The 13,987-nt window shown below is 72.2% G+C and carries 14 protein-coding genes and 2 pseudogenes; 8 read left to right on the top strand and 8 right to left on the bottom strand.

Annotated features, from left to right (window positions below; genetic code table 11):
• Both ASF18_RS24450 and ASF18_RS02440 read left to right on the top strand, forming a co-directional pair.
• A pseudogene (locus ASF18_RS24450) lies at positions 1-100 on the top strand ((S)-ureidoglycine aminohydrolase); the annotation flags it as partial.
• Between the two features lie 59 nt (positions 101-159).
• On the top strand, positions 160-666 hold the full coding sequence (locus ASF18_RS02440; protein WP_056349078.1) for an ureidoglycolate lyase: 507 nt from the start codon (positions 160-162) through the stop codon (positions 664-666).
• Positions 667-712: 46 nt separating this feature from the next.
• On the opposite strand, the gene ASF18_RS02435 is transcribed toward ASF18_RS02440, so the two are convergent.
• The gene (locus ASF18_RS02435; RefSeq protein WP_056349075.1) at positions 713-1,960 is read right to left on the bottom strand and encodes an MFS transporter; all 1,248 of its coding nucleotides are present in this window, start codon (positions 1,958-1,960) and stop codon (positions 713-715) included.
• A 94-nt stretch (positions 1,961-2,054) separates the two neighbouring features.
• Here ASF18_RS02435 and gcvA point away from each other — a divergent pair, with 94 nt between their 5' ends.
• Positions 2,055-2,939: a transcriptional regulator GcvA gene (gene gcvA / locus ASF18_RS02430; protein WP_056215621.1), complete on the top strand. Its 885-nt coding sequence runs from the start codon at positions 2,055-2,057 to the stop codon at positions 2,937-2,939.
• Between the two features lie 46 nt (positions 2,940-2,985).
• Here the strand turns inward: gcvA and ASF18_RS02425 are convergent, their stop codons facing one another.
• Together ASF18_RS02425 and ASF18_RS02420 are read right to left on the bottom strand one after the other, a co-directional pair.
• Complete coding sequence (locus ASF18_RS02425) at positions 2,986-4,401, bottom strand: phosphatase PAP2 family protein (RefSeq protein ID WP_056349072.1); 1,416 nt, start codon at positions 4,399-4,401, stop codon at positions 2,986-2,988.
• A gap of 157 nt (positions 4,402-4,558) precedes the next feature.
• Complete coding sequence (locus ASF18_RS02420) at positions 4,559-4,771, bottom strand: hypothetical protein (RefSeq protein WP_056215615.1); 213 nt, start codon at positions 4,769-4,771, stop codon at positions 4,559-4,561.
• A gap of 158 nt (positions 4,772-4,929) precedes the next feature.
• On the opposite strand from ASF18_RS02420, the gene ASF18_RS02415 reads away from it, so the two are divergent.
• The 4 genes and pseudogenes from ASF18_RS02415 to ASF18_RS02405 all read left to right on the top strand — a co-directional run bounded on the left by ASF18_RS02415 (position 4,930) and on the right by ASF18_RS02405 (position 6,209).
• Positions 4,930-5,178, top strand: a complete 249-nt coding sequence (locus ASF18_RS02415) for a hypothetical protein (protein WP_056215611.1) — start codon at positions 4,930-4,932, stop codon at positions 5,176-5,178.
• A 179-nt stretch (positions 5,179-5,357) separates the two neighbouring features.
• Positions 5,358-5,699 (top strand): annotated as a pseudogene (locus tag ASF18_RS25140) (GntR family transcriptional regulator); the annotation flags it as partial.
• Positions 5,700-5,793: 94 nt separating this feature from the next.
• On the top strand, positions 5,794-5,916 hold the full coding sequence (locus ASF18_RS25135) for a hypothetical protein (RefSeq protein WP_348271387.1): 123 nt from the start codon (positions 5,794-5,796) through the stop codon (positions 5,914-5,916).
• 35 nt (positions 5,917-5,951) lie between these two features.
• Positions 5,952-6,209 (top strand): hypothetical protein, encoded by a 258-nt coding sequence (locus tag ASF18_RS02405; RefSeq protein WP_056349068.1) that lies wholly within the window; start codon positions 5,952-5,954, stop codon positions 6,207-6,209.
• Positions 6,210-6,395: 186 nt separating this feature from the next.
• Here the strand turns inward: ASF18_RS02405 and glmS are convergent, their stop codons facing one another.
• The 3 genes from glmS to ASF18_RS02390 are packed head-to-tail and all read right to left on the bottom strand — an operon-like array spanning position 6,396 to position 9,967.
• Positions 6,396-8,222 carry a glutamine--fructose-6-phosphate transaminase (isomerizing) gene (gene glmS, locus ASF18_RS02400; RefSeq protein ID WP_056349067.1) on the bottom strand — a complete coding sequence of 609 codons (1,827 nt, stop codon included), beginning with the start codon at positions 8,220-8,222 and terminating at the stop codon, positions 6,396-6,398.
• A 34-nt stretch (positions 8,223-8,256) separates the two neighbouring features.
• Positions 8,257-9,186, bottom strand: a complete 930-nt coding sequence (locus ASF18_RS02395; RefSeq protein WP_056349064.1) for an NAD-dependent epimerase/dehydratase family protein — start codon at positions 9,184-9,186, stop codon at positions 8,257-8,259.
• A gap of 4 nt (positions 9,187-9,190) precedes the next feature.
• Positions 9,191-9,967 carry a sugar phosphate nucleotidyltransferase gene (locus ASF18_RS02390; protein WP_244472537.1) on the bottom strand — a complete coding sequence of 259 codons (777 nt, stop codon included), beginning with the start codon at positions 9,965-9,967 and terminating at the stop codon, positions 9,191-9,193.
• 343 nt (positions 9,968-10,310) lie between these two features.
• On the opposite strand from ASF18_RS02390, the gene ASF18_RS02385 reads away from it, so the two are divergent.
• Positions 10,311-11,009, top strand: a complete 699-nt coding sequence (locus tag ASF18_RS02385) for a response regulator (RefSeq protein WP_056349061.1) — start codon at positions 10,311-10,313, stop codon at positions 11,007-11,009.
• On the opposite strand, the gene ASF18_RS02380 is transcribed toward ASF18_RS02385, so the two are convergent.
• Positions 11,006-12,307 (bottom strand): SLBB domain-containing protein, encoded by a 1,302-nt coding sequence (locus ASF18_RS02380; RefSeq protein WP_056349058.1) that lies wholly within the window; start codon positions 12,305-12,307, stop codon positions 11,006-11,008. The two genes, ASF18_RS02385 and ASF18_RS02380, sit on opposite strands and share 4 nt — an antisense overlap.
• A gap of 80 nt (positions 12,308-12,387) precedes the next feature.
• Positions 12,388-13,848, bottom strand: coding sequence for a hypothetical protein (locus ASF18_RS02375; protein ID WP_056349055.1), 1,461 nt, complete (start codon positions 13,846-13,848; stop codon positions 12,388-12,390).
• Positions 13,849-13,987 lie beyond the last annotated feature (139 nt).

The raw sequence follows: 13,987 nt of genomic DNA, 5'->3' as shown, positions 1-13,987 counted from the left end.
GATGAGCGACATCGTCACCTCCGTCCTGCCCTTCTGGGAGCACACCCAGGCCTGGATGCTGGCCCGCCCCCTCTCGGGCTTCTCCGAGACCTTCGCCCAGTCCCGCCTCCACAAGGACGTCGACCGGCATCCATCCCTCGCACCCCTCCGGGGAAACCCATGAGCGACCGTCGCATCGTCGCCGCGCCGCTGACGGCGGAGGCCTTCGCCCCGTTCGGCACGGTCATCGACAAGGACGCCGTCGCGCCGCGTCCGATGAATGCCGGCAAGGCCCGCCGTTTCCACGACCTCGCACAGGTGCATGTGGCGGGCGCGGACGGGCACGTGGTGATCGGCTACGTCGAGGCCGACCCCTACGGCCTGCCCCTCGCCGTCAGCCTCGTGGAGCGCCATCCGCTGGGCGCACAGGCCTTCATGCCCCTGAATGGGGCGCCGTTCCTCGTGGTGGTCTGCCCCGACGAGGGCGGTCGCCCCGGCCGGCCGCGGGCCTTCGTCACGGCGCCGGGGCAGGGCGTCTGCTACGCCATCGGGACGTGGCACGGGGTGCTCACCCCCGTCGGCGCCCCCCAGGACTTTCTCGTGGTCGACCGCGGCGGGCTGGGCACGAACCTCGAGGAATACGTGTTCGATCAGCCCTGGACGATCCAGGCGCCCCCGGCGCCCTGAGCGGTCTCGAGCCCCCGGACCGGACAGGCGGGACCGCGCCCGCCCGTCAGCGCGGCTCCGCGGCCGGGGAGGTGCCGGCGGCGAGGCGGGGCGACAGGACGACCATGAGCGGTACGACGGCCAGCGCCGTCGCGGCGGCGGCGAGCATCGCGACGCGGGGCCCGGCCGCATCGCCCAGCGGCCCGTAGAGCAGGGGGGCCGCCAGGGCGCTGCCGCCCAGGGTCCAGGTGTAGAAGACCGCGAAGGCCCTCTCCACCTGCCCCCCCGGCGCCAGCTCCGGCACCGTGCCGTAGAGCACGGAAGAGGTCCCGTTCAGCATGATGCCGAGGACCGGCAGGAGTGCCAGGACCGGCCAGAGCGGGAGCACGGTCACGGCCAGGATCGCCAGCGCCGTGCCCGTCTCGGTCAGGATGACGGTCCGGGTCACGCCGAATCGCTCGCCGAACCGCCCGCAGACGGCCTTGCCGAGGGCGCCTCCGATGAACACCGCCGAGAGGGCGAAGCCCACCAGGGTCAGGCCGGCGCCCTTCTCCTGAAGCAGGAAGGGCAGGTAGAGGAGGAAGGCCGGGCGCGCGGCGTTGTCGAGGGTGCCGATGGCCACGAGCAGCCGGAAGCCGGCGCCTCCGGTCCCGCCGGGCGCAGCGGCCCGCGGCGATCCGGCCGCCCCCCCGTCCCGTGACGCGGGATCACGCGGCAGCAGGCGCAGGAGGCCAAGCGCCACCGCGAGGCCCAGGGCGGCGATGAGCCAGAGCGCCGAGCGCCAGTCCATCAGCGACAGCAGCAGGCCGAGCAGGGGCGGCACGCTGGCCTTTCCGAGGTCGCCCGTGAAGTTGTAGGTGCCGAGCGGACCGCGGGCCGAGCGGCCGTAGGCGCGGGCGATCACCGCGGAGGCCAGGGGATGCTGGGTGCTGCTGCCGATGCCCCCGAGGGTCAGGGCCAGACAGAGGCCGGCCAGGCTCCCCGAGAGGCCGGCCAGGGCATAGCCGCCGGCGCTCAGCAGGGTCCCGAGCACCAGCACCCGCCGCGCGCCGAACCGGGCCGCAAGCTGGGCCGACGGCATCTGCAGGGCGGCGAGGGCACCGTTGTACAGGCTGCGCAGCAGGGCGAGGGCGGCGTAGCCGAGGGCGAACTCCGCCTGCCAGACCGGCAGGAGCACGTAGATCAGGTCCGTGTAGCCGTCGTGCAGCGCGTGGTTGAGGCCGACGGCCGCCAGCGTCCGCCGCGCCCCCGGGCGGGGCGGGGCGCCGACGACGGACGTTCGAAACGGAGCGCTCAGGTCCTGTGCGGACGACATGCGGGACTGATCCTGGTTTGACGACGCAGGATCACCCGCTCGTCCGCGGCTGACAAACGCCTTATGCTGACGCTCGCGTGAGGAAACCTGACCCGTGCTGCGTCGCCTGCCGCCCCTGAACGCGCTGAAGGCCTTCGAGGCCGCCGGGCGCCATGCCAGCTTCACCCGGGCCGCCGAGGAGTTGCGCGTCACCCACGGGGCGGTGAGCCGGCACGTCCAGGCGCTCGAAGCCTGGCTCGGCCAGCCCCTCTTCGAGCGGCACAACCGCCGCGTGGTCCTGACGGAGGCGGGCGCGAGCTACCTCGCCGAGATCGGCGCCGCCCTGGACCGCATCGCCCTCGCGACGACGCGACAGGTGGAGCGCGGACGGCCACGCCTGCTCCGCGTGAACGCGCTGGCGACCTTCACCCTGCGCTGGCTGATCCCGCGGCTCTCCGGGTTCCAGCGCGCCAATCCCGCCGTGGAGGTGCGCCTGACCACCTCGAACGTGCCCCTGGCCAACCTGGCCGAGCCCTTCGACGTCGCCATCCGGGGTGGCCCCGACCGGCGGACGGGCCATATCGGGCGCCCCTTCCTCACCGAGCGCCGCATCCCCGTCTGCAGTCCCACCCTGCTGCGGCGCCTGCCGCTCACGGAGGCGGGACAGCTCCGGGGTCACACGCTGCTGCACGCGGCGACGCTGCCCCAGGTCTGGCCGCAATGGCTTGAGGCCGCCGGGGTGCCGGGCCTAGAGCCGCGGGCCTCGGTGACGCTGGAGCATTTCTACCTCACGCTCCAGGCGGCCCTCGACGGCCTCGGCGTGGCGATGGGGCCCGAGCGGCTGATCGCCGACGACGTCGCGGCCGGCCGGCTGACCTGCCCCTTCGCCGGCCCCTCCCTGCCGGCCCGAAGCTACTTCACCTACGTGCCGGAGGCCCGCGCGGACGACCCCTCGGTCCGCGCGTTCTGTGCCTGGCTGGTCGCCGCGGCCGACCCTTGAGGCCCGGGGCCGTCGCCGGTCCCCCGGCGAGCCCCGTCCGCCGGTCTCACCCGGGGGCCGGAGACGGGGCCTGCTTGGCGGCGGCCAGGGCGGCCGCCTTGCCGGCGGCGGCGTAGAGATCGAGACGCGCATACACGCCGAAGGCCGATCCGTCGTCCAGGAACCCGCCGCCCGGTCCCTGGGTCTCCGTCAGGATCGCGTTGGCCTCCGTGAGGCTGAGCACCGGGAAGGCGGCCGTGAGCAGATGTCCGGCCTCCGGCGCGAGCCGGCCGACATCGTCCGTCGTGCCGACCCGCTGCGGATACACGACGGGCAGGCCGTAGGTCTGGGTCGCGTCGTAGAGGGCCGCGTTGGCGGCGGCATCGCGGAAGCGTCCGGTATCGGCGCTCGCGCAGGCTGCGACGGTGCCGCCGCAGGCGTCTTTCAGGAAGGCGGTCAGGTCCGTGCGGGCGGCTTCGACGGCCGCCCGATAATCGGGGATCGTCACGGCCGCGTGGGTCTCGCGGCCCATCTCGGCGACCGCCGGGTTGCGACGCATCTGGCCCACATAGGCAGGATCGTTGGCCAGGAGATGGGCGACCGCGTGCAGGGCGACCGCCCGTCCGCCCAGCACATCCATGGCGTAATGCGCCCCGACGACGATGCGGTTGGTGCCGTACTCGGCGGCGCGGGTGATCATCTGCTGGTAGCGCTCCGGCACCAGGATCGCGAGCACGACGGATTCGGTGTAGCCGTAGGTGGTGTGCCCGCTCGGATACGAAGGGCTGTCGAGCAGGTTCATGCGCGGGCCGCGCAGCCAGTCCAGGCTGTGGGACGGCCGGCCGAAGTAGTCGGTGCCGCGATAGGCGAACAGGCTCGGCAGGGTCTGGAACGGACGGGCATCGCCGTGGGCATCGCTCCCCGGCGTCCCGGCGGGTCGGCCATAGGCCTTGCCGAACACGTCCGTCGTGCCGCCGCGCTCCGTCAGGAGGACGGCGGCGGCCTCCGAGACCGGCGCCTTGCCGTTGGTGGTGGCGTTCGCGAAGAAGTACTTGCCCGCATTCGAGTCGGACTTGGCGACGTGGTTGGTGTAGCCGAGGAGGTCGGCGACGGACGGCGCCACGTTGGTGAAGGTCTCGTCGGCGGCGTAGCGGGCCTTGGCCTGGTAGACGCCGCCGAGCCTGCTGCCGAGCCCGTCGGCGAGTTCCGTCGCGTTTCCGTCGGTGATGAAGGAATCGCGCAGGGCGAGCTGACGCTGATCGCGGAGCGGCAACAGGAAGGGCACCGCGCCGGTCCCGGCCTGAATCGCGCCCGTGACCGTCAGGTTGGCATCGAGGGCGGCCCGTCCCGTCTCGCTCGCGCCCAGGGCGCTGACGGGCGCGAGCCCCTTCAGGGCGGCGAGGGTCTGCGCCGACTGCGCCGCGGCCGGGAGGGGCGACAGGAGGCACAGGGCCGTCGTCCAGGATCTCAGCGTCTTCGCCATGGTGTCGTCTCCGGTGCCCGGTGCCGCTCCCGGTCCAGAGGCTCCGGGCCCCGGGAATCCCGGGCCCGGACCGGACGGGATCGGGAAGCTCGGATCGGGTCATAGAAGTTGTATGTGACGGCCGGACGTCGGGACCGTGCCCGATGCGTTCGACGGGTCAGGCGGATCGACCGGGGCCGATGGAGGCGTCCCGGTCCGCGTCGAGCTGGACCATCAGCTCGGCGAGCCGCGGGTCGAGGGGCTCGTCGATGACGGGCTCGTAGAGGGCTTGCAGCTGACGGCCGAGACGGAGCCGGGTGGCCTCGTTCAGGGTCGGCAGGGAAATCTCATCGGGACGGCGATGCCGTTCGTGCTCAAGATCGCTGGCCATACGCCTCATGTGGCGGACGAACGGTTGCCGGCAATGGGCGCGGCCGGCCCGGACCACAGCCTTTCGCGCCGTCGCCGATCCGTCCCGTCTCCGTTCCCCGCCGGAACACGCCGATCCCGCATCCGGTTGGACGCTCACGGCAATCGGAGGAATCATCCATGAACAAGGCGTCATCCGTGAAGACCAGTCTCGCCTGGACGGCCGGCCTCGCCCTGGGTCTCATCGCCCTCGCGGGCCAGGCGGAGGCCAAGGGCTGCATCAAGGGGGCGGTCGTCGGCGGCGTCGCCGGACACATGGCCGGGCATGGAAAGATGGGCGCCGCCGCCGGCTGCGCCGTCGGGCACAGCAAGGCGAACAAGAAAGACAAGCAGCCGAGCGGGGCTCAGCAGCCGCCGCAACAGAACTGAAGCCCTGAACCTCCAGCCGCGGCGGCGGCCCTGAACGCGGGTGGGCCCGGAGGAGCCGGCCGGGCTTCTCCGGGCCGGGCGTCATCGAGAAGGCCTGCGCGGATCGACAGGAGGTCGGGCAAGACTTGATTCCCCTCGGCCTGCCCGACCGGGCGCTCGCCGCGCTCCAGGAGGCCGGCGTGACGGCGCTCCGCCTTAACGTCCTCGTCGGCGGCGGCGGCGGTCTCGCCGACGTCGAGGCCTACGAGCAGCTCGCCCGCGAGATGGGCCGGCACCTGCAGGTCCTCCTCGACGCGCGCGACCTGCCGGTGCCGGTGGTCATCGATCACATGGGCGATCCTATGGGCGATCCTATGGGCGATCCTATGGGCGATCCTATGGGCGATCCCATGGGCCATGTCCCCACCTCCGCGGGCCTCGCGGATCCGGGCTTCCGCACCCCCGTCGACCTCGTGCGCGACGGCGCCTGGCTGAAGTTCCAGGGCGCGTCCCGCACCTCCACGGCGGGGCCGCCCTACGCCGACACGGTCCCGTTCGCGCGGGCCCTGAACGAGGCCACGCCGGATCGCTCCCTTCTGGGGCTCGGACCGGCCGCACGTGGCGACCTGGGGCCCGATGCCGGCCATCGGCGACCTGCTCGACCTGATGGCGGACTGGGTTCCGGACCCGGAGCGGCGGCGGAAGTACTTCGTCGACGATCCGCACCGGCTCTACGGCTTCCCGCCAGGGCTTCGTTAAGGCTCCGTGCAGGGGAGGCGGACTAGGGTCCGGTCATGCGCTACCTCCCGGCCGCCGGCCTGCTCCTCTGCGTCTCGCTCCACGCCGCGGCCGTGGCGGCCGGACCGCTCGATCGCCTGATGGGTGCGCCCGACACCCCCGGCGTGGTGACCGGCGGATCGTTCGGCCCGAGCGGAAACGACTATTACGGCGACATGCGCCTGCAGCCCGCGGGCTCACGGTCCCTCGCGACCCGTTACGCCAGGGTCAAGCCGCGCCACCCCAAGGTCGACAAACCGGTTCCGAAATCCTGACGCCCGCACAAGAAACCCGCCGCGGCCGGAGCCGGGCGGGTGGAGGTGTTCGCCTCTGGGAGGAAAGCGTCCGTCCTTCCTAACGGGTCGTCCGGCCGGCACCACTTCGCCGGGCGCGGGTCTGGTATGCCAGAACGGCGCAAGCCCCGGGACGGGCCGTTTCCCTGGGGGCCGACCCCGTGACGGTCACTCCACGGTAACGGACTTGGCGAGGTTGCGGGGCTGGTCGACGTCCTTCCCCATGGTCACGGCCGCGTGGTAGGCCAGGAGCTGGATCGGGACGGCGTAGAGGATCGGAGCCACCACCGGTTCGACCTCCGGCATCATCACCGTCGCCAGGGTATCCAGGCCGTGCGCGGCCGCCCCGGTGGCATCGCCGATGAGGACGATCCGTCCCCCGCGCGCGGCGACCTCCTGCATGTTCGACACCGTCTTCTCGAACACCGCGTCGTGGGGCGCGATCACGATGACCGGCATCGCCTCGTCGATCAGGGCGATCGGGCCGTGCTTGAGCTCGCCCGCCGCGTAGCCCTCGGCGTGGATGTAGGAGATCTCCTTCAGTTTCAGGGCCCCTTCGAGGGCGAGCGGATAGGCGGTGCCGCGGCCGAGATAGAGCACGTCGCGGGCCTTCGCGATCTCCTGGGCCAGGCCCTGGATCTCGGATTCCTGGCGCAGGGCCTGCGCCAGGAGGCCGGGCATGGCGATCAGCGCGTCGACGAGCCGGCGCTCCGCGCCGGCGTCGAGATGCCCGCGGGCCCGGCCCGCCGCGATGGCGAGGCACAGGAGCGTCGTCAGCTGGCAGGTGAAGGCCTTGGTGGAGGCGACCCCGATCTCGGGTCCGGCGAAGGTCGGCAGCACCACATCGGATTCCCGCGCCATGGTGGAGGTCGGCACGTTGAGGACCGCCAGGATGTGCTGACCCTGGGCGCGGGCGTAGCGCAGGGAGGCGAGGGTGTCGGCGGTCTCGCCCGATTGCGAGATCACCAGGGCGGCCTCGCCCCGGCTCAGCGGGGCCTCGCGGTAGCGGAACTCGGAGGCGACGTCGATCTCGACCGGCAGGCGCGCCAGGCTCTCGAACCAGTACTTGGCCACGAGGCCGGCATAGTAGGCCGTGCCGCAGGCGGTGATGGACAGGCGCGTCAGGTCGGCGAAGTCGAAGGGCAGCGTCACGGGAAGCCGGACGCGGCTCGCCGCGAGGTCTATGTAATGGGCCAGGGTCCGGCCCACCACTTCGGGCTGCTCGTGGATCTCCTTGGCCATGAAGTGGCGGTGGTTGCCGCGGTCGACCAGGTAGTTCTGCGTCACGATGGTCTGGCGCGCCCGGGTGGCCGGCGCCCCCGCGGCATCCCGGATCTCGGCCCCCTGGCGCGTCAGCACGGCCCAGTCGCCGTCCTCCAGGTAGGTGATCGAATCGGTCAGCGGGGCCAGCGCCAGGGCGTCCGACCCGAGATAGGTCTCGCCCGCGCCGAACCCTACCGCCAGGGGAGCGCCGTGGCGGGCCCCGATCAGCAGGTCGGTCTCGCCGGCGAAGAGGAAGGCGAGGGCGAAGGCGCCGCGCAGCTGGGGCAGGGTGGTGGCCACCGCCTCCACCGGGTCCAGGCCGCGCTCCATGTGCCAGCTCACCAGCTGGGCCACGACCTCGGTGTCGGTTTCGGTCTCGAAGGCGACGCCGTCGGCCTCCAGCCGCCGCTTGAGCGTGCGGAAGTTCTCGATGATGCCGTTATGGACCACCGCCAGGCGCGCCGTGGCATGCGGATGGGCGTTGGTCTCGTTGGGCCGCCCGTGGGTCGCCCACCGGGTGTGGCCGATCCCGATGGGGCCGGTGAGCGGCGACTGGATCAGCTTGAGCTGGAGGTTAACGAGCTTACCCTCGGCCCGGCGCCGCTCCAGCCGACCCGCCTCCAGGGTGGCCATTCCGGCGGAATCATAACCCCGGTACTCCAGGCGCCGCAGCGCCTCGACCACGGGCCCCGCAACCGCCTCGCGGCCGACGATTCCGACGATTCCGCACATGGGTGGACTCCTGAAGGCTGGAAGGACGGCAGGCTCAGGCGGCGCGCAGGGGCGCCGTCAGCATCGTACCGGCGGCTTGGCGCAGGTCGCGCCGCGGCGGCTTCGCGCCGAGGGCGGCCAGGGCGTCGGGCGAGCCGACGATGACCCGGCGCTCGCCGCGGCGCAGCCGGGCCGGGTCATGGGCGATCGTGATCGGCTTGCCGGAGGCCAGGATCATGCCCTCCAGGAGGTCGCCGATGCGGGTGGGGACGCCGGTGCACAGGTTGACCACCCCGGAGGCCGCCGGATTGGCGGCGAGCTCGGCGAGGGCCCAGGCGACATCCTCGACGAGGAGCATGTCACGGCAGACCTCGATGTCGCCGGTGACGAGGGTTCCGCCGCCGGCACCGAACGCGTCGATCTGGCGGGCGAAGTCGCCCAGCGCGAGATGGCCGGGCAATCCCCGCCCGATCGGGTTGAAGATCCGCGCCACGAGCACGCGGATTCCGGTCTCGGCCGCGAAGGTGAGGGCGGCCCGGGTCTGGGCGAGCTTGCTCCGGCCGTAGGCCGTGAGCGGTGCGCAGGGCGCGTCTTCCCGCACCGGAACCCCGTCGACCACGGCCTCGCCGTATTCGGCGGCGCTTCCCGCCAGGATGACGGTCGGGCGCAGCCCGGTACGGCGCAGGGCGGCGAAGAGCGCCTGGGCCAGGCCGAGATTGACCGCCTGCAACCCCTCGGGCGTCCCCTGCGTCGCGCCGGCGAGGTGGAACACCGTGCCGGGCCGGAAGTGGTCGAGGGCCTTCCCCCAGGTCGCGACGCTCCAGTGCCCGGGCGCCACGGTCCAGTGCTCGGCCCGGACATCCCGCCGGGTGCCGACCGTCGCGACGGGCAGTCCGCGCCCGTCGAGATGCGTGGCGAGGGCCCGGCCGATGAAGCCCCCCGCGCCGCTGATCAGGATGCCGCCACCCGGCTGGTGCGACGACATCGGGTCACGAGGCCAGGAACAGGCTGCGATCCGAGACGAACATCTGCTGGGCGAGGGCGAAGTCGTCGGGACGCCCGATGTCGAGCCAGACGCAATCCTCGTGGAAGCAGGCCACGTCGCCGCCGGCCGCCTTCACCTGGGCGATGAGGTTGGGCATGTCGAGGAAGGTGTTGGGCACGAGGTGCTGGCGCACCGCCTCCCGCGACAGGGCGTAGACGCCCATGCTGACGAAGTGCGTGCTCTTCGGCTTCTCGCGATAGGCCGTCATGCGGCTGCGCTCGTCGATCTCGATCAGGCCGAAATCGATCTTCACCTCGCGCTCGAACACGCCGATCGAGATGTCGGCCCCGGCCTCCCGATGGGCCGCCATCATGTTCTTGAGGTTGAGGGTCGTGAGAAGGTCGCCGTTGGTGACGAAGAAGGCCTCGTCGAGGTCGTCCAGCATGGCGCCGAGGGCGCCGGCGGTGCCGAGGGGCTGGTCCTCCAGCCGGTAGCGGATGTTGAGGCCCAGACGCTCGCCGTCCCGGAAGAACGCCTCCAGCAGGTGACTGAGGTGGTTCACCGCCAGGATCACGTCGGTGATGCCCGCGCATTTCATCTGGCGCAGCAGCAGCTCCAGGACCGGCATGTCGTTGAGCGGCATCAGGGGCTTGGGGAACAGCGCCGAATAGGGATGGAGCCGCGTCCCCTTGCCGCCGGCCATCACCACCGCCTGCTTGATCGCCGGCGTCGAGGTGATCTGCGGCGCCAGGCGCTCGGATGCCGCGTCGTAGAGATGCAACGCATGCGCGGATTCCGAAGATCTCAGATGATGATCTGCCCGGTCTGGAACGACTTCAAGCATTGCGCCCTCCTAAATTTTCCGATTGAAATTGAACTTGTGGCTCTCGAATATTGTCCCCGCAGAAAGTATTAACGGATTTTTAAGACTTCATAGCAACCGCCATGGTGGGCTTAGCGGCCGCATCCAAGGGACGCGCGCACTAACCCGATTTCGCTACGGTGTAGGGCAGTTGGGGGGAGCCCTCCGAAGCGTGAAGCCCAGACATCGCTCCGGGCTCCCACGTGCCGCCGGGACGCCCTTCCCGCAACGTCGCATGGACCGACTTTCGTCGACGAGGTTGATGCGTGGCCTCCCCGGTCACGGCTCCGCTCCAGGCCGGCTCGCGCGCAGGTCGCCGATCGCATCCAACGAAGCCGAACGCCTGGCGGCGCCGATCATCGCCATGACGGCCAACGTCCTGCCCGAGCAGATCCGGATGTTCTGGGGGGCCGGGATGGACGACCCTATCGGCAAGCCGTTCAACCGGGCCGCCCTCGACCGGATGGTCGACAAATGGCCGTGCTCGGGGTCGGGGGCGATGCCGCCCGCCGACCAGGCGGTCGTGGAATCCGGCCTCGTCGATCGCCGCATCGAAAACGAGATCGTCGCCCTGATCGGCGCGCCGCGCACCACCGGCCTCCTCCTGGCCTTCGCAGAGGAACTGGACACGCGCTTCCTGCACGAGGCCGAGACCGAGGAGGCACGCAACGGCCTGCGCTTCGAGGCCCACAGCCGCGTCTCATCGGCGGGGACGCTCGCCTTCACGGCGCTCTCGGACGCCTGCCGCGCCCTCGACGGCCGCGACGAGCGGCGCATCGCGCAGGCCGGGCCCGAGACCTTCCGCCGGCGGCGCGGCGCGGCGCGGATGCCGGCCCGCCGGTCCGCCGCATGCGCGGCGGCGCTCGCGCTCTACGGCCGGCCGCGGGCGACCAGCCCGGCGACCCATCCGCGATCCGCCGCCGGCCAGGGCCGACCGTCCGGCGTTCGATCCGACGGCTAGGGTGCCGCGTCGGCCCGGGATGGGGCCGCCTCGGCGGTGGCGTTCCGGGGATGCTCGTCCCCGCGCGGATCGATCACGACCTTGAGCACGTCGCCGGGCTCGAGGGTGTCGGTCTCCGTGACGGAGAGGACCTGTGCGCCGCCGGCCCCGCTGCGCACGATGCGATAGGCGAGGACTGGATCGCGTGCCCAGCCCGCACTCATCGTCGCGCCCACGACGGAGGCCGTCGACAGGGCGCGTTCGGCGGAGACGATCTCGGCATCGATCAGGGCGATCTCGCGCTCGGCGGCGAGGCGGTGCCGGGCATTGCCCTGGTCCAGGGCCTCGCGGGCCATCCTCTGGCGCTGCTCCGCCTGCAGGATCCCGACTTCGTAGTCGCGCCGGCGTCCCTCCATGTCGATGAAGTCGCGGCGGACGTCGGCGACGCGCTCGCTCTCGACCACCTGCCGGGAGAACAGCGCCTCCATGGTGCGCAACCGGTCGCCGCGGGCCGCGATCTGGGCCCCATAGGTCTCCAGGCGCTTGCGCAGGAGGTCGACCTCGGTGCCGGAGGCGTCCGCCGCGGCCTTGCGCGATCCCTCGTCGCTGGTCTGGAGGCTCGCCTCCAGACGCAGCACCTTCGCTTCGGCGCCCAGGAGAGCCGCCGCCTCCTCGGGGCCCGCCAGGGTCCGAAGCCGCTCCTGCGCCTCCGTGCCCATCCGTCCCGTGGTCAGCGCGGCCTTGCGCGCCAGCGCGCGCTTCAGCCGGGTGCGGGCACCGTCCTCCCGCTCCCGCTCCCGCAGGGTCTCCACCACCCCCGAGAGGGTGGCGGGATCCTTGTCGCGCCCCCCCGCGAGGGCCACCGCCTGCAGCACGATCATGCCGCCCGCGTACGGATAGGCACCCGGCGCGCGGACGGACCCCACGACGAAGACGGGCGCACGCTGCACGAGGCCGACCGTGACCCCGCCGTGCCGGCCGAAGGCGGTCTCGAAGACGCCCAACAGGTCGGTCTTGAGCGTCTCCAGGGGCTTTCCGGCCGCCGGGACGAAGCCGAAGAACGGCAGCGAGAGGGCGCCACCCTGTTCGACGGCGTATTCGCCCGAGAGGTCCACCCGCTGGTAGAACGTCTGGATCACCGCGGCGGCGCCCGCGGACTGGCCCTTGTCGCCGGGCGCGGGATTGGGGATCTCCATGGTCTCGTAGAAGGTGATCTTGAGCCGGTCCCCGGCGCGGAGGACCGGCCCACCCTCGGCCAGGGCCGCCCGACCGGCCAGAAGGGTGAGCACCGCGAAGGCGACGGCTCGGCATCTCGACATGACCTCGGCTCCTTGAGTTCGTGGGATTCGGCGTGTTCGTGGGATTCGACCCGGTGATCGGGGTGTCGTCGGGGCGCCGTTCACTGCACCCTCCGGGCGTCGAGCCCGGCCTTCGCCGTGGATTGAACCTGCGCCTGCTGGGCCTGCGCCTGCCGCGCGATGGTCGCCGGGGCGAGGGCGCTCCGACGCAGGGCCTCGAGGCCGAGGCGCTGCTCCCCGCCATGGCCGAGGCGCTCGGCCAGACGCAGCTGGACCGGGAGCAGGTCGGTCGGGAGCCGGTCCCGGCGCAGGAGATCGCCCAGGGCCGCCAGGGCCGCCGCGTCGCCGGAGATCAGGCTGACGAGCGCCACCCACTCGGTCCGGGCCGGAGCGGTCAGGGTCTCCGGATCGACGGATTCGAGGACGCGGCGGGCCAGGAACGGGTTGCCCTCGTGCAGCGCCAGCCGCGCGGCGAACAGGGGCTGGCGCTGCAGGGCGGCCCAGGACAGGCGGGGCCGCAGCGGCGCGATCGCATCGAGGCCGTAGCGCAGGGCCAGGGCTTCCACGATCGCGATCTGCGCCTCGTACCAGCCGGGCTCGGCGAGGATCCGCAAGGCCTTGCGCCAGAGCGCCGCGACGTCTCCCACCGCATAGGCGGCTGCCACGTAGCCGGCCACCGCGTCGGAGGAAGGCTGTGGACCGCCCTGCGCCCAGTCTTCGAGGAGCAGGGTGGCGATGCGCCGGTTCCCGTCCTCGGCCACCACCCGCGCCAGGTAGAAGCGCGTCTCCGGGCTGAGGGCGATCACCTGCGCGCCGAGGGCGACGGCGGAAGCCGGGTCCCCCCGTGCCGCCATCCGGCGCACCACGTGCACGCCGAGCCAGGGCTTGTCGCGCCAATCGGCGATCCAATGGCCGGCGCGCTCGGCGGCCTCCTCCCGCAGGCCTTCGGCGAGAAGGAGGTCGAACAGGACGATCCGACCGATCTCCTGCGTGCCCGGCATCAGCGCGTCGGCCCGGCGCAGGGCGTCCAACGCCGCCGCCCGCTCCCCGGCCCAGGACAGGAGAATGCCCAGGCGCTCGACGTCCACGGGCCGCAGCAGCGTCTCGTCGACGATGCTCTTCAGGAATTCGCGCTCCTCGTCGAGGCGCTCCTGGGCCCGGTAGAGGTCGAGGAGCGCCCACAGGCGCGGCCGGGTCGGGGCCAGGGCCACCAGGGTCACCAGGGTGCGGGTGGCGGCCGGACGGTCGTCGGACGCCCGGTAGAGATTGGCGAGCCATTCCAGGGCCTGCACGTCCCCGGGCCGCTCCACCAGGTACCGCTCGAGGAGATCCTCCGCGAGCCCTCGGTTGCCGGTGGACTCGAGGGCGCGTGCGGCCGCCGCGAGGAAGGCCGGATCCCGGCGTCCCAAGGCGAGAAGCCGCGCCAACTCGCTCGCAGCCTCGCTGGTTCGCCCGTCCCGCGCCAGCATCGCGAGCTGCTCCTCGGAGCCGGGCGAGAGGGCGTAGGCGGTCGCGGCGGCGGCAAAGGCCCAGAGACCGAGGAAGCGCCAGCCGATCCTCATGGCCGCCCCGCCGCGCCCGCGCGTCCGGGTTCACGAAGACGACCGATCGACGATGTGCCGTAACTGGCCAACATGACGCGTTGTCCGCACCCAAGCCCCGATGCGAGCCATGAGAGCGAGTAAAAAACAAAACACAAGA

Source organism: Methylobacterium sp. Leaf89 (assembly GCF_001422215.1).
Taxonomy (GTDB): domain Bacteria; phylum Pseudomonadota; class Alphaproteobacteria; order Rhizobiales; family Beijerinckiaceae; genus Methylobacterium.
The sequence above is the reverse complement of the archived record's forward strand: the minus strand, read 5'-3'. Positions and strand labels throughout refer to the sequence as shown.

What these genes read in the sequence shown, in the direction of transcription:
- ASF18_RS02440 (WP_056349078.1), top strand. Translation starts at nt 160, where the DNA reads ATGAGCGACCGTCGCATCGTCGCCGCGCCGCTGACGGCGGAGGCCTTC.
- ASF18_RS02435 (WP_056349075.1), bottom strand. Translation starts at nt 1,960, where the DNA reads ATGTCGTCCGCACAGGACCTGAGCGCTCCGTTTCGAACGTCCGTCGTC.
- ASF18_RS02425 (WP_056349072.1), bottom strand. Translation starts at nt 4,401, where the DNA reads ATGGCGAAGACGCTGAGATCCTGGACGACGGCCCTGTGCCTCCTGTCG.
- ASF18_RS02420 (WP_056215615.1), bottom strand. Translation starts at nt 4,771, where the DNA reads ATGGCCAGCGATCTTGAGCACGAACGGCATCGCCGTCCCGATGAGATT.
- ASF18_RS02415 (WP_056215611.1), top strand. Translation starts at nt 4,930, where the DNA reads ATGAACAAGGCGTCATCCGTGAAGACCAGTCTCGCCTGGACGGCCGGC.
- ASF18_RS25135 (WP_348271387.1), top strand. Translation starts at nt 5,794, where the DNA reads ATGCCGGCCATCGGCGACCTGCTCGACCTGATGGCGGACTGGGTTCCG.
- ASF18_RS02405 (WP_056349068.1), top strand. Translation starts at nt 5,952, where the DNA reads ATGCGCTACCTCCCGGCCGCCGGCCTGCTCCTCTGCGTCTCGCTCCAC.
- glmS (WP_056349067.1), bottom strand. Translation starts at nt 8,222, where the DNA reads ATGTGCGGAATCGTCGGAATCGTCGGCCGCGAGGCGGTTGCGGGGCCC.
- ASF18_RS02395 (WP_056349064.1), bottom strand. Translation starts at nt 9,186, where the DNA reads ATGTCGTCGCACCAGCCGGGTGGCGGCATCCTGATCAGCGGCGCGGGG.
- ASF18_RS02385 (WP_056349061.1), top strand. Translation starts at nt 10,311, where the DNA reads ATGCGTGGCCTCCCCGGTCACGGCTCCGCTCCAGGCCGGCTCGCGCGC.
- ASF18_RS02380 (WP_056349058.1), bottom strand. Translation starts at nt 12,307, where the DNA reads ATGTCGAGATGCCGAGCCGTCGCCTTCGCGGTGCTCACCCTTCTGGCC.
- ASF18_RS02375 (WP_056349055.1), bottom strand. Translation starts at nt 13,848, where the DNA reads ATGAGGATCGGCTGGCGCTTCCTCGGTCTCTGGGCCTTTGCCGCCGCC.